Source organism: Pseudomonas sp. L-22-4S-12 (assembly GCF_009799935.1).
Taxonomy (GTDB): domain Bacteria; phylum Pseudomonadota; class Gammaproteobacteria; order Pseudomonadales; family Pseudomonadaceae; genus Aquipseudomonas.
In genome coordinates this window covers 236,004-258,248 of record NZ_WELL01000005.1, presented here as the reverse complement: position 1 = coordinate 258,248, position 22,245 = coordinate 236,004, and the positions used below count along the sequence as shown (strand labels likewise).

Genomic DNA, 22,245 nt, shown 5'->3' with positions numbered 1-22,245 from the left:
CTGGCGTGCCGGCCGCGGCCCGGTCTTGATGCAGGTCAGCCGGGGCACCATTGCCTGTTATAGACTGCTAGAAATGTCAGGAGCCAGGCCATGTCCCAGATCATTCCCAGTATCGCCGAGCTGACCGAGCATGCTCTGCACGAGCCTGCCTTTGCCGAATGGCAGCAAGGTTACGGCCCTGTTCAGCATAGCCCAGCGACCCAGGCGGCCGTCTACCGCCTGGCTCATCAGCTGGTGCAGGCCGGCCGGCAGCCCGACCTGGCCAGCGTCTACCGCTTCATGCGGGCGCTGGATCGACTGAATGCCGCCGGGCTGTGGCTGGTGGTGCACATGACCTACGCCCGGCGCGTGCGCGTGGATGGTACGGCCCTGTCGGCCGAGGACTTCAAGGCGCAGCCCGAGGGGCACACCGGCGGCGCGCTGAACATGGTGCCGGCCTACGCCGGCTATCTGGCCCTGAATGCCCTGAGCGGCGAGACCCGCGGCTGGCTGATGGGCCAGGGCCACTGCGTGGCGGCCATCGAGGCGCTCAACCTGCTCACCGCCAACCAGCATCCGCAGCAGGCCCAGCGCTACAGCCGCGACGAGGCCGGGATGAGCCGCCTGGTGGCCGATTTCTACAGCTATGCACAGGCCCCGGACGGCGGCCCGGGCGTACCGCTGGGCAGTCACGTCAACCCGCACACCGGCGGCGGCATTGCCGAGGGCGGCTACCTCGGCTTCGCCGAGTTGCAGTACACCCATATGCCGCTGCCCGGCGAGAAGCTGGTGGCGTTCCTCTCCGATGGCGCGGCCGAAGAACAGCGCGGCAGCGACTGGATGCCGCGCTGGTGGCGTGCCGAGGATTGCGGGGTGGCGCTGCCGGTGATGATCGCCAATGGCCGGCGCATCGAACAGCGCACCGAACTGGGCACCCATGAGGGGCTGGACGGTTTCCGCCAGCACCTGCAGCGCTGCGGCTTCGACCCGTTGAGCTTCGACGGCCGCGACCCGGCGGCATTTGCCTGCGCGCTGTGGGAGATGGAACAGCGCCTCGGCCATCGCGTGCAGGAACTGCACAACCAGATTCTCCATTACCCGCTGCCGATGCCCTACGGCATCGCCGAAACGCAGAAGGGCTTCGGTTTCTACGGCGCCGGCAGCAATGCCGCGCACAACCTGCCGCTGCCGGCCAACCCGCACGGGGATGCCGCGGCCCGGGCGCTGTTCAACCAGCATGCGGCGCAGCTGTGGGTGGCGCCGAACGAGCTGGCGCAGGCCTGCGCGCTGTTCATCACCTCGCGCAGTGCGCGCCCGGCCGAGCGCGAGCACGCCCTGGCCGTGCGCCAGCCACCACTGCCGCAGCTGCCCGCGCTGCATTACCAGGCGCAGAGCTGTTCGCCGATGGCCGCCCTGGACCGCTTCTTCGTCGACCTGGTGCAGGCCAACCCGGGGCTGCGGCCGCGGGTCGGCAATCCGGACGAGCTGGCCAGCAACCGCCTGGGCGGCGTGCTAAAGGCGCTCAAGCACAGGGTCAGCAACCCGGAGTGCGAGCTGGAAGATGTGCAGGGCGCGATCATCACCGCGCTCAACGAGGAGGCGGTGGTCTCCGCCTGCCTGGCCAACCAGGGTGGCCTGAACCTGGTCGCCAGCTACGAGGCCTTCTGCGTGAAAATGCTCGGCGCGGTGCGCCAGAGCCTGATCTTCGCCCGCCAGCAGAAGGAGGTCGGGCGTCCGGCCGGCTGGCTCGGCTGGCCGCTGGTCGCCACCTCGCACACCTGGGAGAATGGCAAGAACCAGCAGTCGCACCAGGACACCACGTTCTGCGAGGCCCTGCTCGGCGAAATGAGCGACATGGTGCGGGTGCTGTTTCCCGCCGACCACAATGCGCTGCTGGCCCTGCTGCCGGCGATCTACCAGGCGCGCGGCCAGCTGGCCTGCCTGGTGGTGCCCAAGCGCGAGCGCCCCGTCCAGTTCGATCGCCAGCAGGCCGAAGACCTGGCGCGCGACGGCGCGATCCTGCTGGAGCAGGCGCCGGGTGCCGATCCGCTGCTGCTGATCGCCTGTGGCAGCTACCAGCTGGCCGAGATGCGCCGCGCGGCGCTGCGCCTGACGGCGGCCGGGCACGCCTGGCAGCTGATCTACCTGCAGGAGCCGGGACGTTTCCGCGCCCCGCGCGATGTCTGGGAGGCCGCCGCGGTGGCGGATGGGGCGACGCTGGAGCGGCTGTTCCCGCAGCGCCATGGCCGGCGCATACTGCTGAGCCACATGCGCCCGGAAGTGGCACGCGGCCATCTCTGGCCGATCCTCGGCGATGCCGCTCGGCAGCGCGTGCTGGGCTACTGCAACCGCGGCGGCACGCTGGACGAGGCGGGCATGCTGTTCGCCAACCGCTGCAGCTGGGCCCATGTGCTGCTGGCCGCCAGCGAGTTGCTGGGGATAGGCTTGGACGAGCTGCTGAGCGCGCAGGAACGTGCGGCGGTGCAGGGCGAGGGTGACCCGGCCTGCCTGCGCTGAGCCGAGGGCAGGGCCGCTAGCCGGCGCGAGTCGGTGTGGATTGACTCAGGGATGGGAGGGGCAGGTATGCCCAAGTTGGTACTGGAGCTGGATCTCGATCTGTATCGCCTGCTGGTGCAAGCCGCCGGCAGCAATGGCTTGAGCCTGGCCGACGAATGTCGGCGGCGCCTGGAGGGAGGCGCGCGGCGCTCCCGTTACATGGAGGCGCTGCTGGCCGAACTGCGCGCGAACGAGGAGCCGCCGCGCACCGAACAGGCGTGAGCCGGCGGCTTACTGCAGGCCGCAATCGGCCTTGCTGAAGCGCTCGGTGGTCACCGGGCGGTTGCTCTGGTATTCACTGAATTCGTAGCGCAGCACCGCGCCGCGCGCCAGCAACTGGCGGTAGCCGGTGTTGCTGCAGACGCTGTTGGCCAGTTGCTGGCGCACGGCGTCCGGGTTGCCGCGCATCTGCGCCGCGTGGGCGCTGCGCACGCTGAGGTGGTTGACCAGCTCGTTGCCTTGCACGGTGTAGCCCTGGTCGAGAATGTCCTCGTTGATCGCCCGCGGGGTGCCGACGCTGCTGTCCTTGGCGACCTGGCCGAGCATGCGGGTCAGCTCGTAATCCTTCAGGGAGGCCGCGTGAGCGACAGGCAGGGCAAGGCTGAGGGCGAGCAGGGAAGCGAGGCGCAGCATGAACAATCTCCACAAATAAGGCTGAATCCTTCGACCGGCCTTGGCCGGGCCGGTTCAGTCGCGTGCCATCTTACTCTAGACTTGCGCGCCCCATGCCTTTGTCCGCAGGTTTCCCGATGACCCATGCCGTTGCCCGGCTCCGTGCCGAACGCCTGGCGCGCAGCCTCAAGCCCTTTGTCGCGCGCGGCTCGCGTGCGCCGCGCTGCCCGCAGTGCCGGGTGCTGGGCAACTACTGCCTGTGCGCCTGGAAGCCGCAGGTCGAGGTGCGCGCCGGCGTGTGCCTGCTGATGCACGATGTCGAGGCGCTGAAGCCGAGCAACACCGGTTGGCTGATCGCCGATCTGGTGGCCGATACCTTTGCCTTCACCTGGCAGCGTACGGCGGTCGATCCCGGCCTGCTGGCGTTGCTCGACGACCCGCAGTGGCAGCCCTGCGTGGTGTTCCCCGGCGAATATGCGGCGCCGCCGCGGGTGATCGGCGAGTTGCCGGCGGCGCCGGGCAAGCGCCCGCTGTTCATTCTGCTCGATGCGACCTGGACCGAGGCGCGCAAGATGTTTCGCAAGAGCCCCTACCTGGATCGCTTCCCGGTGCTCAGCCTGCAGCCGGAGCAGCTGTCGCGCTACCGCCTGCGGCGCTCCAAGCGCGAGGAGCACCTGTGCACCGCGGAGGTGGCGGCGCTGTGCCTGGAACTGGGCGGCGAGCCGCGCGCGGCCCGGGCCCTGGATGCCTGGCTGGACCTGTTCAGCGAGCGCTACCTGGGCGCCAAGCACCGCTGGCCGGTGGACGAACAGAGCCCCGCCCACCTGGCCGTCAAGGCCTTCCTCCAGGACTAGTTGGCCAGGGCCTTCTTCGGCCACAGCTGGGCAATCAGCATGCCGACGAACATCAGGGCGCAGCCGAAGTAGCCCTTCAGCGCCAGCGCCTCGCCGAGGAACAGGGCGCCGGCGATCGCGGCGAATACCGCTTCCAGGGACAGGATGATCGCCGCGTGCGAGGCGATGGCATGCTTCTGCGCCACCACCTGCAGGGTGAAACCGACCGCCACGCCGAACAGGCCGCCGTAGAGGATGGCCGGGCCGGCGGCGAGGATGGCATCGAGCTTGATCTCCTCGAGGATCAGGGCCAGCATCAGACTGATCACCGCGCAGGTGGCGAACTGCAGCAGGGCCAGGCGCAGCGGGTCGTGGCGGCTGGCGAAAAAGCTCACCAGCAGCACGTGCACACCCCAGACGCAGGCGCCGGCCAGTTGCAGCCAGTCGCCGGAAGCGACATGGAAGCCCTCGCCGACGCTGAGCAGGAACATCCCGGCCACGGCCAGGCCGGCACCCAGCCAGGTGCCCAGGCCGGTCTTGTGGCCGAGGAACAGGCCGAGCAGCGGCACCACGATCACGTACAGGCCGGTGATGAAGCCTGAGTTGGTCACGCTGGTGAACAGCAGGCCGACCTGTTGCAGGTTGATCCCCAGCGACAGCGCCAGGCCCATGACCAGGCCGCCGAACAGCAGGCCGCGGTTGACCGGCTCCGGCGCCTTGGTGGCGCCGCGGCGGCCGAGCAGGATCACCAGCGGCAGCACGGCGAGGGTGGCCAGGGCGAAGCGCAGGCCGGTGTAGAGGAAGGGGCCGATGGCATCCATGCCCAGGCGTTGCGCAACGAAGGCGGAGCCCCAGATCATCGCGGTGAGTAACATCAGCAGGTCGGCGCGCAGGGCTTGGCTAGGCATGCGAAATCTCGGCAATAAAAAGGGGCGACTTTGCCGCAAAGCGTGCAACTTGACCACCCCGTCACAGCTGGGCATGCTTGGCGCCGCTCGCAACGCCGTGCTGCCCGGATTGCTTCGGCCCACAACAAGAACAGGGAATACCAATGGCCGCTTACGAAATTCTGATCGCTGACGATCACCCGCTGTTCCGCAGTGCCCTGCAACAGGCGCTGAGCCTGGGTCTGGGCCCGGATGTGCGCCTGGTGGAAGCGGCCAGCATCGCCGAGCTGGAAGCCCGCCTGGCCGAGAAAAGCGACTGGGACCTGGTCCTGCTGGACCTCAACATGCCCGGTGCCTACGGTTTTTCCGGCCTGGTGCTGCTGCGCGGGCAATACCCGCAGGTGCCGGTGGTGATGGTCTCGGCCCAGGAAGAGGCGGCCGTGGTGGTGCGCTCGCGCGAGTTCGGCGCCAGCGGCTTCATTCCCAAGTCCAGTTCGCTGGAGACCATCCAGCAGGCCGTGCGCCAGGTGCTCGACGGCGATGTCTGGTGGCCGCCGTTGTCCGCCGAGGCGGCCAGTGTCTCGGCCGAGGCCAAGGCCGCCAGCGAAGGGCTGGCCAGCCTCACGCCGCAGCAGTTCCGCGTGCTGACCATGGTCTGCGAGGGCCTGTTGAACAAGCAGATCGCCTATGAGCTGAGCGTCTCGGAAGCAACCATCAAGGCCCATGTCACGGCGATCTTCCGCAAGCTCGGCGTACGCACCCGCACCCAGGCGGCGCTGTTGCTGCAGCAGATGGAGTCGATCCCCGGGCAGTGACGGCGCAGGCGTTGCCGCCCCCACCTGCGCCGGGCCTGTTCACGATTTTTTGACCGTGCCGGGCCTAAGCTCCGGCATCCCCAGCTTCAGGTAACCAAGCAATGTCGCCATTCAAGGGCCAGACCGGCCTGAAACGTATCCTCAATGCGGCCGGCTATTCGCTGGACGGCCTGCGGGCCGCCTTCACCGGCGAGGCCGCGTTCCGCCAGCTGGTGCTGCTCAACGTGGTGCTGGTGCCGCTGGCCTTCTGGCTCGAGGTGAGCCCGGTGGAACGCGCGCTGATGATCGCCGTGGGCCTGCTGTCGCTGATCGTCGAGCTGTTCAACTCGGCGGTGGAGGCGGCGATCGACCGCATCTCGCTGGACCGCCACCCGCTGTCGAAGAACGCCAAGGACATGGGCAGCGCGGCGCAGTTCGTCTCCCTCAGCCTGATCGCCGTGGTCTGGGCGGTGATCCTGCTCGGCTGAGGCGCTTCCCCGTTAGCGTATAGGCGGAAAGCGCGCGAGCCGCGCACGCTCCAGGAAGGCCGGGTGTGCTCAGAGCACCCCGGCCTTTTTCCATTCCAGGTAGCGACTGACCAGCTGCGGCCCCAGCTCGCCGGGGCGGGCGTCGAGCACCGGAATGCCGTTGGCCAGCAGGCGTTCGTGCAGGCCGGCGCGGGCATTCAGGTAGTTCACCGTACCGCAGTAGCCGAGCGCCTGCTCGTAGCTGTCGACCGGGGTGTGGCGCAGCTGGTCGAGCACTTCCTCGCGCAGGCTGGCGATCAGCACGCGGTGCTGGCGGCCGAGGCGCTTGACCGCGCCGAGCAGCTCCTCGTCGTCTTCGTCGCGCAGGTTGGTCACCAGCACCACCAGGGCGCGGCGGCGCTGGCGCACCAGCAGCTGGTTGATCGCCGCGGCGTAGTCGGCCGGGCGGCGGGTGCTGTCCAGGGCGTACACGGCGTTGAGCAGGCTGCTGATGTGCGCCTGGCCCTTGACCGGCGGGACGAACCGGTCCTGGTCGCCGGCGAAGGTCGCCAGGCCCACGGCATCGCCCTGGCGCAGGGCCACGTAGCTGAGCAGCAGGCTGGCATTGAGGGCGTGGTCGAAGTGCGACAGGTCGCCGTCATGGCTGCGCATGCGCCGTCCGCAGTCGAGCAGGAAGACGATCTGCTGGTCGCGTTCGTCCTGGTATTCGCGGGCGATCGGCGTGCGCTTGCGCGCGGTGGCCTTCCAGTCGATCTGGCGCAGCGTGTCGCCCTCGCGGAACTCGCGCAGCTGGTGGAACTCCAGGCCCAGGCCGCGGCGCTGGCGCTGGCGCACGCCGAGCTGGCTGAGCCAGTCGTCCACCGCCATCAGCTGGGCACCATACAGGCGGGCGAAGTCCGGGTAGACGCGGGTTTCCCCCGCCAGCTCCAGGTAGCGCCGGCCCTGCCACAGCCGCAGCGGGCTGGGCAGGTTGAGTTCGCAGCGGGTGAAGCGGAAGTGTCCGCGCTGCAGCGGGCGCACCCGGTAGCCGCACTGGGTCTGCTCGCCGGGGCGCAGCTCGACCCGCTGCGGCAGGTATTCGAACGCCATGTGTTCGGGCACATGGTCGAACAGCTCGATGCTCAGCGCCTGGGGGTAGCTGTGCTGCAGGGTCAGGCGCACTTCGCTCCAGCGCCCCAGCGGCAGGTTGCCCGGCAGCTGGCGCTGCAGGCGCGGCGAGGGCAGGCGGCGCAGCCACAGGGCGTCGACCGCGGCGACCAGCAGCAGGCACAGCAGCAGGCTCCACCACAGCGGTTGCAGGGTTGGCGGCAGCTGGACCTTGAGCAGCGGCAGGCTGCCCAGGACGATGGCCAGGGTCAGCAGCACGCCGAGCAGGCCGAGCAGGAGGCGCGAAGGTTTCATGCCGGGCGCGGGCCTCGCAGCAGCGGTTGGCGCCGCATCACAGGCGCGGCGCCGGGACTTGGTCGAGCAGCTGCTGCAGCACCTGGTCGACCGACAGGCCCTCGATATCCAGCTCCGGCGCCAGGCGCACGCGGTGGCGCAGCACGGCCAGGGCGCAGCCCTTCACGTCATCCGGCAGGACGAAGTCGCCGCCGCGCAGCAGGGCGCGGGCGCGGCTGCCGCGCACCAGGGCGATCGAGGCGCGCGGCCCGGCGCCCATGGCCAAGCCGGGCCAGGTGCGGGTGGCGCGGGCCAGGCGCACGGCGTAGTCGAGCACCTGCTCGTCGATGGCCAGTTCGCTGGCGATCTTCTGCAGGGCCAGCACGTCCTTGGCCTGCAGCAGGGTGCGCAGCGGCGCCACTTCGAGCATGTCGGCCTTGGCTGAGCGGGTCACCTGGCGCACCAGGCTCATTTCTTCATCGGCCTGGGGGTAGTCCATGCGCAGCTTGAGCATGAAGCGATCCAGCTCGGCTTCCGGCAGCGGGTAGGTGCCTTCCTGCTCGATGGGGTTCTGCGTGGCCATCACCAGGAAGGGTTGCGGCACCGCCAGGGCACGGCCCTCGAGGGTGATCTGGCGCTCCTGCATGACTTCCAGCAGGGCGGCCTGGGTCTTGGCCGGGGCGCGGTTGATCTCGTCGGCCAGCAGCAGGTTGGTGAAGGCCGGGCCCTTGCGCAGCTTGAACTGCTCGCTCTGCAGGTCGTACACGGCATGGCCGGTGACGTCGCTGGGCATCAGGTCGGGGGTGAACTGGATGCGCGCGAACTCGCCGCCGAAGCACTTGGCCAGGGCCCGCACCAGCAGGGTCTTGCCCAGGCCGGGCACGCCTTCGACCAGCACGTGGCCGCCGGCGATCAGGGCGGTCAGCACGTCGTCGATCACCGCGTGCTGGCCGACCACGGCCTTCTGCAGCTCCAGGCGCAGGGCCTGGAGCATCTGGGTGGCGCGCTGGCGCTGGCTGGCCGGGTTGCTCGCCGCGGCGGCGGGCGCCGGGGTGGCGTCCGGGGCGGCCGGTGCTGGGCTGGCGGTGGGTTGGTCCGGCGTGTGTTCGCTCATAGGGCATTCCTGAGGGTTTGCAGGTTGGCGACCTGACGGGTGAAGTCGGCAGCGGACAGCTTGTGCGCAGGCACGGGGCGCATGGCTTGGCTGATGGCGCTGGTGGGGATGCGTGTGAGGCGGCCGAGCACTTGCCACTGATCGGCCACGGCCAGGCGCTCGAAGCCCGGGTGGCGGTGGCGGGCGCGGCGCTGGATATCGCGTTGCAGGCTGTGCAGCAGGTGCTGCTGGCTGGTGCGGCGCAACAGGAAGTCGGCGCTGCCGCGCAGGTGCTCTTCCAGTTGCCGGCGGGCATGGCTGGGCGGGCTCTGCAGCGGGCCGTGGCGCAGGCCGACATGCCACAGCAGCAGAGCGATCAGCAGGGCCAGGGCAGTGAGCGCGGCGGGGTAGTGCTCGAACAGCTGGCTGAGCAGGCTGTCGCGCACCTTGCTGTAGAGCAGGGTGACGCTGCTGTCCTGGCTCAGGTACCAGAGCAGCCAGGCGTTGTCGTAGGCGTCGATGCTGTCGTTCTGCCAGAGCCAGGCGTCGGTGAGCACGGTGACCAGACCGTCGCCGTGGTACAGCTGCAGCATGTGCGTGGCTGCGCCGCTGTTGGCCCAGGCATGGGCCCGGTTCTTGGCGTCGTAGAGGTGGAAGTCGGTGTCGAAGTCGACGTAGGCCGGAGCTTCCTCGTTCTCCAGGTAGAGCTTGGTCAGCTCCGGATAGCGGTCGTCATCCTCGGCCTCGACCTGGGCGGCGACCGCCTCGCCGAGGTTTTCCTGGTTTTCGCCGGGCTCTTCATCGAGTTCCGCCGCGTCGCTGTCCTCGGCGCTGCCGGCGTCCGCGTCGGCCTGTTCGTCGGCTTCGCTGGCGCCGCTGTCCTCGTCGTCTGCCGCCTCGTCGAGGTCTTCGGTGAGGTGCTGCTGGATGTCCAGGCTGTCGAGCAGCAAGTCGTCGCTCTTGCCTTGTTCCTCGTCCCACAGGCTTTCCGCGACGAACAGCAGATGGCCGCCCTTGGCCGTCCATTCCAGTACCTGGCGGGCCTGGCGCGGGGTCATGTCTTCGCGGCTGCTGAGCAGCATCAGGGTCTGCCCGGGCGCCGGCAGCTGGCGCAGCACGGCCAGGCCGTCGGCGCGGCTGACCGCGATCTTGCGCTCGCGCAGAAAGTGTTCGGCGGCCAGGTAGGGATCGGCGTCGACCTCCGGTGCCGGGCCGAGCTTGAGGGTCTTCTCGTAGGGTTGCAGCTGGCCCAGGACATAGATGGCCAGCAGGCCGAGCGCCAGGACGAGAAGGCCGCCGAGGGCGAATCTGGCGGTCCGGCTCATGCCGTCGCTCCCGTCTGGAACAGGCGGCGCCAGGCATCGCACAGGCCCTGCTTGAGCGCTGCCGGCGGCAGGCGATGGCCATAGGCGAGGTTCTGCCAGTGGCGGGTCAGGACCGTGCTGAAGCGGCTCAGTTCGGCCTGGTCGAGGCGCTGCACCAGTTGCAGCACCTCGCCTTCGGTGTGCGAGCCCTTCAGTGGCAGGCGGAAGTCGTGCAGCAGGCGGCTGAGCAGGGCGCGGTAGAGCAGGCCGAGGGCCTCGCGCGGTTGCTCGGCCCAGAGCCGCTCGACCGTGCTGGCAATGTCGTCGGGCAGGCTTTCCGGGGCCACGTCCAGGCCGAACAGCTGGCTCGGCATCTCGCGGCTGCGGCGTTGCGGCAGGCCGAGGCGGCCGGCGAAGGTGCTCAGCCATTCGCGATAGCGCCACACCAGCAGCAGGATCAGGCCGATCAGCGCGGTCCACAGCAGCACCTCGAAGATCAGGGCGACGATTTCCAGCTTCTTCAGGTAGTCGCCCAGCGCGCCGAGGTTCTGCAGGGCTTCGAGCAGGTCTTGGCTCTCGTCCTGCTCCTTGTCCTCGGCCTGTTTCTGCTCATCGCCGAAGCGCCAGCGGGTCACCGTCTCGCGGTGTTCGAACGGCGGCTGGTCGAGCAGCCGGGTGATGCTGTCGTGGGCGGCCTGGCTGGTCAGCGGCTGCTTGAGCAGGCGCGGGGCGTCCGGGCCGTTCGGGTCTTCGACGGGGATCGGGCAGCTGCTGGCGGGTTCGCTGGCCCAGGCCGGCGGGCTGGGGACCAGGGCGAACAGGGCGCCAACCAGGAGCAGGGCGTAGGCGCTGCCGGTCAGGCGCTGGCGCAGGCGGCGCAAGACCAGCTCGATGTCCCAGGCCTCCAGCGCGGTGCGCCGGTTGAGGTAGAGGGTGAAGCCGCAGGCCACGTAGATCGGTTCCCAGAACACCAGCACCAGGGCGTAGAGCAGGTTGGACAGGTGTTCCAGCCACAGCCACTCGGCCTGGCCGCCGCTGAGCATGCTCTGCCAGTCCCAGTCGATCTCCATCTGCTGCGGCAGCAGCAGGTAGAGCAGGCCGATCAGGCCGAAGCAGAACACCCCTTCCAGGTGCACGCCGAGCACGGTCAGCCAGGTCGGCCCGCCGCTGTTGCCCAGGCCCAGCACCACCAGGCGCTTGCTGCGGGCCTCGCCAGCGAGGCCTTCGAGCTGCAGCACCGGCAGGTCGAAGCTGCGGGTCGGGCTGAGCCGGCGCCAGGTCAGGCTGGCCAGCAGCTGCGGCTTGAGCAGGCCGGGCAGGGCCTTGAGTGCCTGCCTGAGCGAAGGTGTGTCGCCGAACAGGGCGTGCGACAGGATATACAGCGGCAGGCGCTCCCAGGCCGGCTTGAGCCACCAGAACAGCAGCACGGACAGCGTCGGGTATTGCCACAGCAGCAGGCTGAGCAGGGCGAACACCGGCAGGGTGACGATGGCCCAGCTGCCCATCAGCAGGCCGGCATGGCGCTGCGCCAGGAGCACGCCGAGGTCGACGGCTTCCCAGGCGCTGCGCGGACGGATGGCGACGCTGGCGTCAGTCAGGCGCATGGCGGTGGCGTCCGGCGAAAACGAAATAGGCGATCACCAGCAGCCACAGGGCCGTGCCGACCAGGTACTTGATGGTCGGCGTGGTGTAGGTCATCGACGACCAGAACGCCTCGACAAAGGCGGCGATGACGAGGAACAGGATCACCCCGGCGACCAGCTGGATGCTGCGCCCGGAAGCCTGGCGCAGGGCCTCGCCGCGGCGCAGGCGGCCCGGGGCGAGCAGGGCCCAGCCGAGCTTGAGCCCGGCGGCGCCGGCGAAGGCGATGGCGGTCAGCTCGAAGGCACCATGGCCGATGACGAAGGACCAGAAGGTTTCGCTGTAGCCGATGCGGGTCAGGTGGCCGGCGACGGCGCCGATCATCAGGCCGTTGAATAGCAGGAAGAACAGGCTGCCGAGGCCGAACAGCAGGCCGCTGGCAAAGGTCTGAAAGGCGATGCCGATGTTGTTCATGATGTAGAAGCCGAACATCATCCAGTCATCGCCCGAGTCGCGCTCGCTGAAGCGGCCGATGCGCCGGGCGTCGGGGTCGTACATGCGCTCCATGTCGCTGACCTGGGCCGGGTCGAGCAGGCCGTAGATCAGCTCGGGGAACTGCCAGGTGAGCAGGCCCATGCCGATTAGGCTGCCGAAGAACAGCAGGCAGCCGGCCAGCACGCAGCGCCATTCGCTGCGGATCAGTTGCGGGAAGCCGCTGATCAGGAAGCGGATCATCTGTGCCAGCAGGTGGCTGCGGTGGCGGTAGAACTGCTGGTGGCCGCGCATCGCCAGCTGTTGCAGCTGGTCGATCAGGTGGCTGCTGTAGCCACGCTCCTCGGCCAGGGCCAGGTGCTGGCACAGATGGCGGTAATCGGCGGCAAAGCTTTCGCAGGCCTTGCTGTCGGCCTTGCCACGCTCCAGCTGGCCGAGCAGCTGGGTGAAGCGCTGCCAGTCGGCGGCGTGCTTGTGCTCGAACAGGTGCTGCTTCATGTCGCCCCCAGCAGGCCGCGGGCGATGTTGTTGAGGCGGGCCTCGGCTTGCTCTGGCGGCACTTGCAGGGGCTCGGCGAGGATGCTGGCCAGCTCCTGGCGGCGGGCCGCGGACAGGCCGCCCTGGCGTTCGGCAAAGCCTTGCAGGGCGCGCTGTTCGGCGAGGCTGAGGCAGAACGGCGGGCGCTCGCTGTCGCCGGCCGGAATCTCCGGGCGCTTGCCGTTCTCGTCGCGGTATACCACCAGGGTGCCGGCGGCCAAGTCGCCCAGGCGCTTGAAGGCCGGATGGCTCAGGCAGCTGACCAGCCCCAGGCAGTAGCCGACCGGCAGCATGTCGACGAAGCGCAGCAGGTTGCGGGTCAGCGAAGCGCCCCAGCCGACCGGGGTGCCGTCGTCATGCACCACGCGCAGGCCCATGATCTGCTTGCCCGGCGAGCGGCCCTGGTTGAACACCTCGAACAGCACCATGTACCACCAGTTGACCAGGAACAGCAGAATGCTGCCCAGGCCCACGCCGAGCTGGCCGAGGAAGGCCATGACGATGAACATCAGCAACAGGATGGCGCCGCGGATCAGCAGGTCCAGGCCGAAGGCCAGGATGCGCGGCAGCGCGCCGGCCGGGCGCAGGACCAGGTCAATGCCTTCCGGGGTTTCGACATGGTGGCGCGTATCCAGCAGCCGGGTGCGGGTGCGGGATGGCTCATGGGCGACGCTCGGCGGGGTGGGCTGCATTCGTCAACTGCATCGAAGAAAGCCTGATGCTAGCCAGCAGCAGGAGGGAAGGCAATCGGGCCGCCGCGGCGGCCCGAGTGCTGGCTGGCAATCAGTTGGCCGGTGCGGGCAGCACACCGAAGATGGTGCGGTAGAGAATGCCCTGGGCCACGATGAACATCGGCACGGTCCAGATCAGGCCGATGCCCAGCGGAATCATGCTGATCATCATGATCACGCCGAGCAGCAGGTAGAGGAAGAACACCTTGAACCAGTGCTGGTTGATCGCCTTGCACGACACCACCATGGCGTCCCAGGCCGACAGCTTGCGCTCGACGATCAGCGGGATGGTCAGCAGGAACGCGACGGCCAGGTAGATGCCCGGGACGACGAACAGGAGGAAACCGACATTCACCAGGATGCCCATCAGGATCGCCGCCAGCAGCAGCGGCAGGGTGCGCCCGAAGTGGCTGAACACTTCGCCGAAGCGTACCGGCTGGCCGGCAGCCTGGCGGATGCCGACCATGTTGATGCCGGCCACGAAGGGGTAGACCACGGCGAGCATGACCAGGCCGGCGCCCAGGCCGATCACGAAGAAGCCGAACACGCCTGCGGCCAGCAGGCCGCCGCCGGCACTGTCGCCCAGGCTGGAGGCGCCCAGGGCACCGAGTACGCCGAATACGGAGAGGATGATCGAGAGGAGAAAGGAGGCGACCATCATGGCGCCGCAGAACACCAGATAGCTGCCCCAGATCACGCCTTTGGTGCCCTTGGTCTTGCTCCAGGCCTCACCGAGCAGGCTGCCGATGGAGAAGTCGTAGCCGCGGCTCAGGGCCTGTTCGAGCGAGGGCGCCTGCCCGGGGGCGGTGGTTTCCTGCAGGGCGCTGCCCGGCATGGCATAGGGGTTCTGTAGGGTTGTGTCGGTCATGAGTACTTCCTTGTTGTAGTGGGACGCCATTACGAACCGCGCATCCTAGCGACAGTGGCGGGGCGGCAGCAAGTTGCACCTGTGCGCCCGTGAGCGCGATCATGCTTTTTCGCGTTTTTTGTGCACCGTATGCGCCTGTTAGACTGCGCGGGCCTCTTCTCGATGGAAACCGCCGTGAGCTCAAGCATCTTCTGGTACGACTACGAAACCACTGGGATCAACCCGCGCTGCGATCGACCGTTGCAGGTTGCGGGTATCCGTACCGACGAGCAGCTCAACGAAATCGGCGAGCCATTGAACATCTATTGCCAGCCGAGCGACGACATTCTGCCGCATCCGGCGGCCTGCCGGATCACCGGGATTACCCCGCAGATCCTGCGCGATCAGGGCCTCTGCGAGGCCGAGTTCATGGCGCGCGTGCATGCCGAGCTGGCGCTGCCCGGCACCTGCGGCGCGGGCTACAATAGCCTGCGTTTCGACGACGAGATGACGCGCTACAGCCTGTACCGCAACTTCTACGACCCCTATGCCCGCGAGTGGCAGAACGGCAACAGCCGCTGGGACCTGATCGACCTGCTGCGCACCGCCTACGCCCTGCGCCCGGAAGGGATCGTGTGGCCGCGTGACGACGAGGGGCGGGCATCGCTGAAGCTCGAACGCCTGACCGAGGCCAACGGCATCGAGCATGGCCAGGCGCACGATGCGCTGTCGGATGTGCGCGCGACCATCGCCCTGGCACGCTTGCTGCGCGAACGGCAACCCAAGCTGTACGACTACCTGTTCCAGTTGCGCAGCAAGCACAAGGTCATGGAACAGATTCGCCTGCTGCAGCCGTTGGTGCATGTTTCCGGGCGCTTTGCCGGTAGCCGCAATTACCTGGCCGTGGTGCTGCCGTTGGCCTGGCACCCGCGCAATCGCAATGCCTTGATCGTCTGCGACTTGCAGACCGATGTGCGGCCGCTGCTGGAACTGGATGCCCAGACCCTGCGCCAGCGCCTGTATACCCGGCGCGATCAGTTGGCCGAAGGCGAGTTGCCGGTGCCGCTGAAACTGCTGCATATCAATCGCTGCCCGGTGGTGGCGTCGCTCAAGGTTTTGCGCACCGAAGATAATCTGCGCCTGCAGTTGAACTTGGCGGAGTGCGAAACGCGCGCGCAGTTGTTGCGTGACGGCCTGGCGCAATGGCAGGAGAAATTGGCGCATATCTATGCGGAGGAAGAGTTCACCGCGCTGGATGATCCGGAACAACAACTGTATGGCGGTTTCCTCGGTGACCGCGATCGACGTTTATGCGAACAGGTACGCCAGGCCAGTGCCTTGCAATTGGCGCGCGATAATTGGGGTTTTCTCGATGCCCGTTTGCCCGAGTTGCTGTTTCGCTACCGGGCCCGCAATTTCCCGGAATCCCTGTCGGCGCAGGAGGCGGCAACGTGGCAGGCATTCTGCCGTACTCGCCTGAGTCATGCCGAGGCGGGGGCGCCGAATACCCTGGAACAGTTCGAGGCAGCATTGATCAATGAATGGCCGCAGGCCGATGCGGCGCAGCAGCAGGTATTGCAGGTCTGGCGCGAACATGTCGCCGCGCTGCGGGAGAAATATCGCCTGTGAGGGACTTGGGCGATGGAATAAAAAATGCCGGCAAGTTGCCGGCATTTTTTATTCTATGACGTGCTGTCGACTTAGCCGAGCAGGGTGGCCCAGCCTTCAACAACGGCGGCGCCCCATTTGGCTTTCCACTCTTTCAGGGTCTTGTGGTTGCCGCCTTTGGTTTCGATCACTTCACCGGTGTTCGGGTTCTTGTACTGCTTGACCTTGCGGGCGCGCTTGGTGCCGGTGGCTTTGGCGGCACGCGGAGCCTTGTTCAGCTTGGCTTCCGGGTCGAGCAGGGCAATGATGTCGCGCAGGGACTTCTGGTATTCGCCCATCAGGGTGCGCAGTTTGCCTTCGAATTCCAGTTCTTTCTTCAGTTTGTCATCTTGCGAGAGGTTCTTCAGGCGCTCTTGAAGTTCCTTGATGGCTTCTTCGGTGGCGCGGTATTCGTTGATCAGGGACATTGTGCTCTACCTTGACAGGGGGCGGATATGAGATGGACTGAAGACAATAATAGACAGGCACTCGGAGACAAGTAAACACGTTGGAAAAGTTTTGCCGAAATTATTTCGTGGAATATATGCCCGGGGCCTTCCGGGGATAACGGCAGGCCTGCTGCCGCTCGCTGTTGCATATCTGGCGGATTAACTGCGGCGCCATGCAAGTTGGCGACTGTGCAAGTTCTTGCGCGCCAGCACTTATCGGATGGCGGATTACACCGCATGTTGCGGCTCGTTAGGATGCAAGTTTGCCCCGAGATCGCGGCACGCTCGGCGGCTGGATAATGGCCGTGGGGTCTGCCATATGCCTGCACAAGTCCGGCGCTTGCCTGTGGTGGTTTGCTCCGGTGGTCCCGGGTGATTTGCCTGGTCAGGCAGATACTGAAGTTTTCCCCTGCTCTGGCTAGAATGGCGCCCTCGCGAAGTTTCTGGAGTCTCCCATCATGCGCACTTTTCGGCTGGTCATCGCCTGCCCGGACGGCGTTGGCATCGTTGCCAAAGTCAGTAATTTCCTGGCTACCTACAATGGCTGGATCAGCGAAGCCAGCCACCACTCGGATAACCAGAGTGGCTGGTTCTTCATGCGCCATGAGATTCGTGCCGACTCGTTGCCGTTCGATCTCGACGGTTTTCGCCAGGCATTCGCCCCGATTGCCCGCGAGTTCTCCATGGAATGGCGGGTAACCGATTCCGCCCAGAAGAAGCGCGTGGTGCTGATGGCCAGTCGCGAGTCGCACTGCCTGGCCGACCTGCTGCACCGCTGGCACAGCGACGAGCTGGATTGCGACATCCCCTGCGTCATCTCCAACCATGACGATCTGCGCAGCATGGTCGAATGGCACGACATTCCCTTCCATCACGTACCGGTCGACCCCCAGGACAAGGCCCCGGCGTTCGCCGAAGTGGCGCGTCTGGTCGGCCAGTGCGATGCCGACGCCGTTGTGCTGGCGCGCTACATGCAAATCCTGCCGCCGCAGCTGTGCAAGGACTTCGCCGGGCGGGTGATCAACATCCATCACAGCTTCCTGCCGTCCTTCGTCGGCGCCAAACCCTACCACCAGGCTTCGCTGCGTGGCGTCAAGCTGATCGGCGCCACCTGCCACTACGTGACCGAGGAGCTGGATGCCGGCCCCATCATCGAGCAGGACGTGGTACGCGTCAGCCATCGCGACAGCATCGAAACCATGGTCCGCCTCGGTCGGGATGTGGAAAAGATGACCCTCGCCCGTGGGCTACGCTATCACTTGGAAGATCGGGTACTGGTACACGACAACAAGACGGTGGTGTTCGACTGACTTCTGTCGGTGGATGCCACGGCCAGCCGCGGACGAGGAGTCTAGTGATGCTCAAGTCGATCAAGGTGCGCGACTATATGACCACGCACCAGGTCACCTTCCATGCCGATACGGATTTGTATACGGCTATCGATCTGTTTCTCGAACACCGCATTTCGGGCGCTCCGGTGGTTGACGAGCAGGGCGCTCTGATCGGCCTGCTGACGGAGATCGATTGCCTGCGCGGCATCCTCTCCGGTGCCTATTACGAGGAAACCGGCGGTACGGTCAGCGCCTGCATGACTACGCGGGTGGAAACGGTAGCGGCCGACCTCAGCGTGATCGAGGTGGCCGAGCGCTTGCTGCATGGTGGTCACCATCATTTGCCGGTGGTCGCCGACGGTCGGCTGCTCGGGCAGATCAGTTGCCAGGATGTGCTGCGCGCGGTCAAGCAATTCGCCCAGCATGAGTCGGGGCAGCAGACCGAGGGTTAAGAGACCATGCCGCATCCACGCAAGCCGGGCACGGCCCATCCGCCCCCCACGCTGGGGGAGGGCTGTACCAGCCGTTATGATCCGGATGCCTTGAGCGAGGAGGACGGCACCGAGTTTCCCGGTGCCGCCGAGCTGTGGTCGCAGCTGCAGGAGGGCACGCCGCCGAGTGGGTCCGCTCGGGCGCAGGAGCGATTTGCGCCCAAGAAGTAGACGGTTTCAGATGCGGAAGCTGTCCACCAGGTGCTTCAGGCGCGTTGCCTGTTGCTCCAGATCGCCGCAGGCGCGCAGGGTGGCCTGCAGGTTTTCCACGCCTTCCTGGTTGAGGGTGTTGATTTCGGTGATGTCCATGTTCAGCGAGTCCACGACCGCGGTCTGCTCCTCGGTGGCGGTGGCGACCGACTGGTTCATGCCGTCGATTTCGCCGATGCGCTGGGTCACGCTGCCCAGGCGCTCACCGGCCTGGTTGGCGATGGCGACGCTGTCCGCGCTGTAGCGCTGGCTCTCGGTCATGGTACTGACCGAGTCGCGGGCATCGACCTGCAGCTCCTCGATCATCTTCTGGATTTCCTGGGCCGATTCCTGGGTCCGGTGGGCCAGGTTGCGTACCTCGTCGGCCACCACCGCGAAGCCGCGGCCGGCCTCGCCGGCGCGCGCCGCCTCGATCGCCGCGTTGAGGGCCAGCAGGTTGGTCTGCTCGGAGATGCTCTTGATCACCTCGAGGATCTGGCCGATGTCGACCGTCTTGCCGTTGAGCTTCTCGATGTTGCCGCTGGAGTCGCTGATCTTGTTCGACAGCTCGTTCATGGCGGCAATGGTCTTCTCCAGCACCTGGCTGCCATCCTCGGCCAGGCGGCGCGCGTCGGAGGCCTGATGCGAGGCTTGCGCGGCATTGCGCGCGATTTCCTGGGCGGCGGCGCCCAGTTCGTTGATCGCCGCGGCCACGCTATTGGTGCGGTTGGCCTGTTCGTCCGAGTTGACCATCGACGAGTTGGAGGCGTTGACCACCAGCTTGGCCACTTCGTTGACCTGCTGGGTGGCCGAGGACACTTCGCGGATCGAGGCGTGGATACGCTCGACAAACTGGTTGAATGAGCTGGCCAACCGGCCGAACTCGTCCTGCGAATGGATGGCCAGGCGCTTGGTCAGGTCGCCCTCGCCCTGGGCGATGTCCTGCATGGCGCGGCCCATCACGTGCAGCGGCTGCATCAGCACGCGGATCAGCATGCTCAGCAGGAGCATGATGAGGACCACCGCAATCACCGTGGCGATGATCGCCGAGGCGCGGAACTCGTTGAGGGGGGCATAGGCCTTGTCCTTGTCGATGGACAGGCCGACGTACCAGCTGACCGAGGGCAGGCCCTTGACCGGGGTGAAAGTGAGCAGACGCGGGGTGCCATCCAGCTCGACTTCGCTGAAGCCGCGGCTGACCTGCGGGGTGTTCTTCGGGTAGACCTCGGTGAGCGATTTCATCACCAGGTCCTTGTTCGGGTGCACCAGGATCTTGCCGTCGGCGCTGACCAGGAAGGCATAGCCCATGCCGTTGAAGTCCAGCGAGTTGATGATCTCGACCAGGGTGTTCAGGCTGAGATCGCCGCCGACCACACCGGCGCTGCCGGCCGGGGTGGCAATGGTGATGATCAGTTCGCTGGTGGCGGCGTCGACATAGGGCTCGGTCAGGGTCGAGCCGCCGGCCGCCATGGCGTCCTTGTACCAGGGCCGGGTGCGCGGGTCGTAGTCGGCCGGCATTTCGTCATCCGGGCGCATGGTGAAGCTGCCGTCGGCCGCGCCCAGATAAGTGAAGGCGAAGGTCGACGCCAGGCTGCGGCGTTCCAGGGTGCTCGCCAGGCTGTCCGCGGTGGTGGCGCTGTCGATCGACTGGGCGACGTTCTCCACCAGCAGGATGCGTCCGGACAGCCAGTTCTGGATGTTGCTGGCGGTGACCGTCCCCAGGCTTTGCAGTTCACTTTCCAGATCGGCCTTGATCACATTGCGCTGCAGGTAGTCGTTGTAGAGGGTGAATAGGGAAAAAGCCGCAATCACCACCAATGAGGCGGCGATCAGGATCTTGTGGCTGAACTTCAGGTTCTGGGTCATGGTTGCTTGCGTCCGGTGAGTTCTGGCAGCAGTCTTTAGTTATTAGCGGCAGGTGGTTTTCACCTGGACTGTGCTCTACACCGCTTATAACGACCTCTATGCAGTAAAGCTTTAGCCCGAGGGATGGCAAGATGCCTGCTTCCGATGCATTTGTACTGGGTGCCGATCCGCAGGGACGGCCCGTAAGCCAGGCGCTGCGCCTGACCAATCGCCACGGCCTGGTGGCCGGCGCCACCGGCACCGGCAAGACGGTGACCCTGCAACGGCTTGCCGAACTGTTCAGCGATGCCGGCGTGGCGGTATTTGCCGCCGACATCAAGGGCGATCTCTGTGGCCTCGGGGCCGCGGGCAACCCGCAAGGCAAGGTGGCCGAGCGGATCGCCGGGATGCCCTGGCTGAATCATCAGCCGCGGGCCTATCCCGTGACGCTGTGGGATGTGGCCGGGCGCAGTGGGCATCCGCTGCGCACCACGCTCAGCGAAATGGGGCCGCTGCTGCTGGCCAACCTGCTGGAGCTGACCGACAGCCAGCAGGCCGCACTCTATGCCGCCTTCCAGGTGGCCGATCGCGAAGGTCTGCTGCTGCTCGATCTGAAAGACCTCAAGGCGCTGCTCAACCACCTCAAGGACCATCCCGAGCTGCTCGGCGAGGATCGTGCCCTGTTTGCCGGCGCCTCGGCCCAGGCCCTGCTGCGCCGTCTGGCCACGCTCGAACAGCAGGGCGCCGAGGCGCTGTTCGGCGAGCCGGCGCTGCAGCTCGAGGACATCCTGCGCCCGGACAGCGATGGCCGCGGCCGTATCCACCTGCTCGATGCCAGCCAGCTGGTGCACGAGGCGCCCAAGGTCTATGCGACTTTTCTGCTCTGGCTGCTGGCCGAACTGTTCGAACAGCTGCCCGAGCGTGGCGATGCGGAGAAACCGGTGCTGGCGCTGTTCTTCGACGAGGCGCACCTGCTGTTCGCCGATACCCCCAAGGCCCTGCAGGAGCGCCTGGAACAGGTGGTGCGGCTGATCCGCTCCAAGGGCGTCGGGGTCTACTTCGTCACCCAGTCCCCCGGCGACCTGCCCGATGACGTGCTGGCCCAGCTGGGCCTGCGTATCCAGCACGGCTTGCGCGCCTTCACCACCAAGGAGCAGAAGTCCCTGCGTGCGGTGGCCGACGGCTTCCGCCCCAATCCCGAGTTCGACTGCCTCACCGTGCTCACCGAACTGGGCATCGGCGAGGCCCTGGTTGGCACCCTCGAAGAAAAAGGCACGCCGGCCATGGTGCAGCGGGTGGCGATTGCCCCGCCGCAATCGCGCATCGGCCCGCTGAGCGAAGGCGAGCGGGCCGCACTGTTGCGCGCCTCGCCGCAGGCCGGGCGCTATGACAAGGCGGTGGATCGCGAGTCGGCCTATGAAATGCTCATGGCGCGAGCCCAGCAGCAGTCGGTCGAGGCTCCTGGCGAGCAGCCCAGGGCCGCCGACAAGTCGGGCGACACCGCCGGTCTGGGCGGCATGGCCGGCGAACTGCTCGGCAGCCTCGCCAGCCAGGTGATGAAAACCGCGGTGCGCCAGGCCGCCAATCAGATCGGTCGGCAACTGGTGCGTGGCCTGATGGGCTCGCTGCTGGGCGGCAAACGGCGCTGAGTGGCTTCGCCCGAGAATAAAGGCGCCTGGTGGCGCCTTTATTCTGCCGGGTGCACGGGGCGCGGATGCCGGGCATTCGGCTCGGTGACGAGGCTCACTCGCTTTCGCGGGCCTGTTCGATCTTGTGCAGTTCTTGCTGGAATGCCTGGTCGAGCAGGCTGGGTTTCTTGCGCCAGGGTTTGCGCTCGGGGTCCGGTTGAGCGGCGTAGGTAATGACTTCTCCGCCGTATACATCCTTGTAACGTTGTGCCTGGCGCTCTAGTTCCGCGCGCAGTTCATCTTTCGTCACGTGATTATCCAGAATGTTGCTGATCGCCAAATTGGCTGGGCTCGCCGTCTATGGGCTTATGCAGCCACCAATAGAAGGGTTTTTAACCGGCGAGAAGGGCTCTGCTTGAGCCGAGGCCATTGCAGCAAAGTATTGTTGCTGCAATGCGCGAGCCGATTATAACTTTCCACTTCATATTTGCCAGATATTACCGGGCGGTATTTTGTCACGTGTTTATCTGGGAACGCCGGAATCCCGATCG

Annotated in this window: 22 protein-coding genes and 1 pseudogene; 10 read left to right on the top strand and 13 right to left on the bottom strand. The window is 66.7% G+C overall.

The genetic code is table 11. The annotated features are described in order from the left end of the window. The first annotated feature begins 90 nt into the window (after nucleotides 1-90). Together F3I16_RS14255 and F3I16_RS14250 are read left to right on the top strand one after the other, a co-directional pair. On the top strand, nucleotides 91-2,496 hold the full coding sequence (locus F3I16_RS14255) for a xylulose 5-phosphate 3-epimerase (protein WP_160494236.1): 2,406 nt from the start codon (nucleotides 91-93) through the stop codon (nucleotides 2,494-2,496). Between the two features lie 66 nt (nucleotides 2,497-2,562). Beyond that, nucleotides 2,563-2,757, top strand: coding sequence for a hypothetical protein (locus F3I16_RS14250; RefSeq protein ID WP_160494235.1), 195 nt, complete (start codon nucleotides 2,563-2,565; stop codon nucleotides 2,755-2,757). A gap of 9 nt (nucleotides 2,758-2,766) precedes the next feature. Here the strand turns inward: F3I16_RS14250 and F3I16_RS14245 are convergent, their stop codons facing one another. Next, the gene (locus F3I16_RS14245) at nucleotides 2,767-3,168 is read right to left on the bottom strand and encodes a quorum-sensing-regulated virulence factor family protein (protein WP_160494234.1); all 402 of its coding nucleotides are present in this window, start codon (nucleotides 3,166-3,168) and stop codon (nucleotides 2,767-2,769) included. A 116-nt stretch (nucleotides 3,169-3,284) separates the two neighbouring features. On the opposite strand from F3I16_RS14245, the gene F3I16_RS14240 reads away from it, so the two are divergent. Then, entirely contained in the window at nucleotides 3,285-4,001 is a 717-nt protein-coding gene (locus tag F3I16_RS14240; RefSeq protein ID WP_160494233.1) for a tRNA-uridine aminocarboxypropyltransferase, read from the top strand. Here F3I16_RS14240 and F3I16_RS14235 read toward each other — a convergent pair. Beyond that, complete coding sequence (locus F3I16_RS14235) at nucleotides 3,998-4,888, bottom strand: DMT family transporter (RefSeq protein WP_160494232.1); 891 nt, start codon at nucleotides 4,886-4,888, stop codon at nucleotides 3,998-4,000. The genes F3I16_RS14240 and F3I16_RS14235 overlap by 4 nt on opposite strands. Nucleotides 4,889-5,031: 143 nt before the next feature. On the opposite strand from F3I16_RS14235, the gene erdR reads away from it, so the two are divergent. Together erdR and F3I16_RS14225 are read left to right on the top strand one after the other, a co-directional pair. Further along, nucleotides 5,032-5,682 carry a response regulator transcription factor ErdR gene (gene erdR / locus F3I16_RS14230; protein ID WP_160488587.1) on the top strand — a complete coding sequence of 217 codons (651 nt, stop codon included), beginning with the start codon at nucleotides 5,032-5,034 and terminating at the stop codon, nucleotides 5,680-5,682. A gap of 101 nt (nucleotides 5,683-5,783) precedes the next feature. Next, a complete protein-coding gene (locus F3I16_RS14225; protein WP_160494231.1) occupies nucleotides 5,784-6,149 on the top strand; it encodes a diacylglycerol kinase in 366 nt (121 codons plus the stop codon). A 69-nt stretch (nucleotides 6,150-6,218) separates the two neighbouring features. On the opposite strand, the gene F3I16_RS14220 is transcribed toward F3I16_RS14225, so the two are convergent. The 7 genes from F3I16_RS14220 to F3I16_RS14190 form a co-directional block, all read right to left on the bottom strand. After that, nucleotides 6,219-7,550 carry a DUF58 domain-containing protein gene (locus F3I16_RS14220; RefSeq protein WP_160494230.1) on the bottom strand — a complete coding sequence of 444 codons (1,332 nt, stop codon included), beginning with the start codon at nucleotides 7,548-7,550 and terminating at the stop codon, nucleotides 6,219-6,221. A gap of 37 nt (nucleotides 7,551-7,587) precedes the next feature. Further along, nucleotides 7,588-8,643 (bottom strand): MoxR family ATPase, encoded by a 1,056-nt coding sequence (locus tag F3I16_RS14215; RefSeq protein WP_160494229.1) that lies wholly within the window; start codon nucleotides 8,641-8,643, stop codon nucleotides 7,588-7,590. After that, complete coding sequence (locus tag F3I16_RS14210) at nucleotides 8,640-9,947, bottom strand: DUF4350 domain-containing protein (RefSeq protein ID WP_160494228.1); 1,308 nt, start codon at nucleotides 9,945-9,947, stop codon at nucleotides 8,640-8,642. The genes F3I16_RS14215 and F3I16_RS14210 overlap by 4 nt, the downstream gene beginning before the upstream one ends. Then, a complete protein-coding gene (locus tag F3I16_RS14205; protein WP_160494227.1) occupies nucleotides 9,944-11,530 on the bottom strand; it encodes a DUF4129 domain-containing protein in 1,587 nt (528 codons plus the stop codon). The genes F3I16_RS14210 and F3I16_RS14205 overlap by 4 nt, the downstream gene beginning before the upstream one ends. Then, a complete protein-coding gene (locus tag F3I16_RS14200) occupies nucleotides 11,517-12,497 on the bottom strand; it encodes a stage II sporulation protein M (protein WP_160488581.1) in 981 nt (326 codons plus the stop codon). The genes F3I16_RS14205 and F3I16_RS14200 overlap by 14 nt, the downstream gene beginning before the upstream one ends. Further along, nucleotides 12,494-13,228, bottom strand: a complete 735-nt coding sequence (locus F3I16_RS14195) for an RDD family protein (RefSeq protein WP_160494226.1) — start codon at nucleotides 13,226-13,228, stop codon at nucleotides 12,494-12,496. The genes F3I16_RS14200 and F3I16_RS14195 overlap by 4 nt, the downstream gene beginning before the upstream one ends. A 91-nt stretch (nucleotides 13,229-13,319) precedes the next feature. Further along, nucleotides 13,320-14,135, bottom strand: a complete 816-nt coding sequence (locus F3I16_RS14190) for a hypothetical protein (protein ID WP_160494225.1) — start codon at nucleotides 14,133-14,135, stop codon at nucleotides 13,320-13,322. A 174-nt stretch (nucleotides 14,136-14,309) separates the two neighbouring features. Between F3I16_RS14190 and sbcB the strand changes: the two genes are divergently transcribed. Then, nucleotides 14,310-15,743, top strand: coding sequence for an exodeoxyribonuclease I (gene sbcB, locus F3I16_RS14185; protein ID WP_160494224.1), 1,434 nt, complete (start codon nucleotides 14,310-14,312; stop codon nucleotides 15,741-15,743). Between the two features lie 71 nt (nucleotides 15,744-15,814). On the opposite strand, the gene mvaT is transcribed toward sbcB, so the two are convergent. Continuing rightward, entirely contained in the window at nucleotides 15,815-16,189 is a 375-nt protein-coding gene (gene mvaT, locus F3I16_RS14180) for a histone-like nucleoid-structuring protein MvaT (protein ID WP_160078931.1), read from the bottom strand. Nucleotides 16,190-16,668: 479 nt separating this feature from the next. On the opposite strand from mvaT, the gene purU reads away from it, so the two are divergent. The 3 genes from purU to F3I16_RS21230 are packed head-to-tail and all read left to right on the top strand — an operon-like array spanning nucleotide 16,669 to nucleotide 18,203. Further along, entirely contained in the window at nucleotides 16,669-17,520 is an 852-nt protein-coding gene (gene purU / locus F3I16_RS14175) for a formyltetrahydrofolate deformylase (protein ID WP_160494223.1), read from the top strand. A gap of 47 nt (nucleotides 17,521-17,567) precedes the next feature. Continuing rightward, nucleotides 17,568-17,993 carry a CBS domain-containing protein gene (locus F3I16_RS14170; protein WP_160494222.1) on the top strand — a complete coding sequence of 142 codons (426 nt, stop codon included), beginning with the start codon at nucleotides 17,568-17,570 and terminating at the stop codon, nucleotides 17,991-17,993. Between the two features lie 6 nt (nucleotides 17,994-17,999). Continuing rightward, nucleotides 18,000-18,203 (top strand): hypothetical protein, encoded by a 204-nt coding sequence (locus F3I16_RS21230; protein ID WP_256670181.1) that lies wholly within the window; start codon nucleotides 18,000-18,002, stop codon nucleotides 18,201-18,203. Nucleotides 18,204-18,209: 6 nt separating this feature from the next. On the opposite strand, the gene F3I16_RS21400 is transcribed toward F3I16_RS21230, so the two are convergent. After that, nucleotides 18,210-18,974 (bottom strand): methyl-accepting chemotaxis protein, encoded by a 765-nt coding sequence (locus F3I16_RS21400; RefSeq protein ID WP_372238578.1) that lies wholly within the window; start codon nucleotides 18,972-18,974, stop codon nucleotides 18,210-18,212. Between the two features lie 90 nt (nucleotides 18,975-19,064). Beyond that, nucleotides 19,065-20,087, bottom strand: a pseudogene (locus F3I16_RS21395) (cache domain-containing protein); the annotation flags it as partial. A gap of 131 nt (nucleotides 20,088-20,218) precedes the next feature. On the opposite strand from F3I16_RS21395, the gene F3I16_RS14160 reads away from it, so the two are divergent. Further along, entirely contained in the window at nucleotides 20,219-21,715 is a 1,497-nt protein-coding gene (locus tag F3I16_RS14160; RefSeq protein ID WP_160494220.1) for a helicase HerA-like domain-containing protein, read from the top strand. Between the two features lie 94 nt (nucleotides 21,716-21,809). On the opposite strand, the gene F3I16_RS14155 is transcribed toward F3I16_RS14160, so the two are convergent. Further along, nucleotides 21,810-22,004: a hypothetical protein gene (locus F3I16_RS14155; RefSeq protein WP_160078937.1), complete on the bottom strand. Its 195-nt coding sequence runs from the start codon at nucleotides 22,002-22,004 to the stop codon at nucleotides 21,810-21,812. Nucleotides 22,005-22,245 lie beyond the last annotated feature (241 nt).

Coding starts and splice junctions, on each gene's coding strand:
- F3I16_RS14255 (WP_160494236.1), top strand. CDS start 91: ATGTCCCAGATCATTCCCAGTATCGCCGAGCTGACCGAGCATGCTCTG.
- F3I16_RS14250 (WP_160494235.1), top strand. CDS start 2,563: ATGCCCAAGTTGGTACTGGAGCTGGATCTCGATCTGTATCGCCTGCTG.
- F3I16_RS14245 (WP_160494234.1), bottom strand. CDS start 3,168: ATGCTGCGCCTCGCTTCCCTGCTCGCCCTCAGCCTTGCCCTGCCTGTC.
- F3I16_RS14240 (WP_160494233.1), top strand. CDS start 3,285: ATGACCCATGCCGTTGCCCGGCTCCGTGCCGAACGCCTGGCGCGCAGC.
- F3I16_RS14235 (WP_160494232.1), bottom strand. CDS start 4,888: ATGCCTAGCCAAGCCCTGCGCGCCGACCTGCTGATGTTACTCACCGCG.
- erdR (WP_160488587.1), top strand. CDS start 5,032: ATGGCCGCTTACGAAATTCTGATCGCTGACGATCACCCGCTGTTCCGC.
- F3I16_RS14225 (WP_160494231.1), top strand. CDS start 5,784: ATGTCGCCATTCAAGGGCCAGACCGGCCTGAAACGTATCCTCAATGCG.
- F3I16_RS14220 (WP_160494230.1), bottom strand. CDS start 7,550: ATGAAACCTTCGCGCCTCCTGCTCGGCCTGCTCGGCGTGCTGCTGACC.
- F3I16_RS14215 (WP_160494229.1), bottom strand. CDS start 8,643: ATGAGCGAACACACGCCGGACCAACCCACCGCCAGCCCAGCACCGGCC.
- F3I16_RS14210 (WP_160494228.1), bottom strand. CDS start 9,947: ATGAGCCGGACCGCCAGATTCGCCCTCGGCGGCCTTCTCGTCCTGGCG.
- F3I16_RS14205 (WP_160494227.1), bottom strand. CDS start 11,530: ATGCGCCTGACTGACGCCAGCGTCGCCATCCGTCCGCGCAGCGCCTGG.
- F3I16_RS14200 (WP_160488581.1), bottom strand. CDS start 12,497: ATGAAGCAGCACCTGTTCGAGCACAAGCACGCCGCCGACTGGCAGCGC.
- F3I16_RS14195 (WP_160494226.1), bottom strand. CDS start 13,228: ATGCAGCCCACCCCGCCGAGCGTCGCCCATGAGCCATCCCGCACCCGC.
- F3I16_RS14190 (WP_160494225.1), bottom strand. CDS start 14,135: ATGACCGACACAACCCTACAGAACCCCTATGCCATGCCGGGCAGCGCC.
- mvaT (WP_160078931.1), bottom strand. CDS start 16,189: ATGTCCCTGATCAACGAATACCGCGCCACCGAAGAAGCCATCAAGGAA.
- purU (WP_160494223.1), top strand. CDS start 16,669: ATGCGCACTTTTCGGCTGGTCATCGCCTGCCCGGACGGCGTTGGCATC.
- F3I16_RS14170 (WP_160494222.1), top strand. CDS start 17,568: ATGCTCAAGTCGATCAAGGTGCGCGACTATATGACCACGCACCAGGTC.
- F3I16_RS21230 (WP_256670181.1), top strand. CDS start 18,000: ATGCCGCATCCACGCAAGCCGGGCACGGCCCATCCGCCCCCCACGCTG.
- F3I16_RS21400 (WP_372238578.1), bottom strand. CDS start 18,974: ATGGTCAACTCGGACGAACAGGCCAACCGCACCAATAGCGTGGCCGCG.
- F3I16_RS14160 (WP_160494220.1), top strand. CDS start 20,219: ATGCCTGCTTCCGATGCATTTGTACTGGGTGCCGATCCGCAGGGACGG.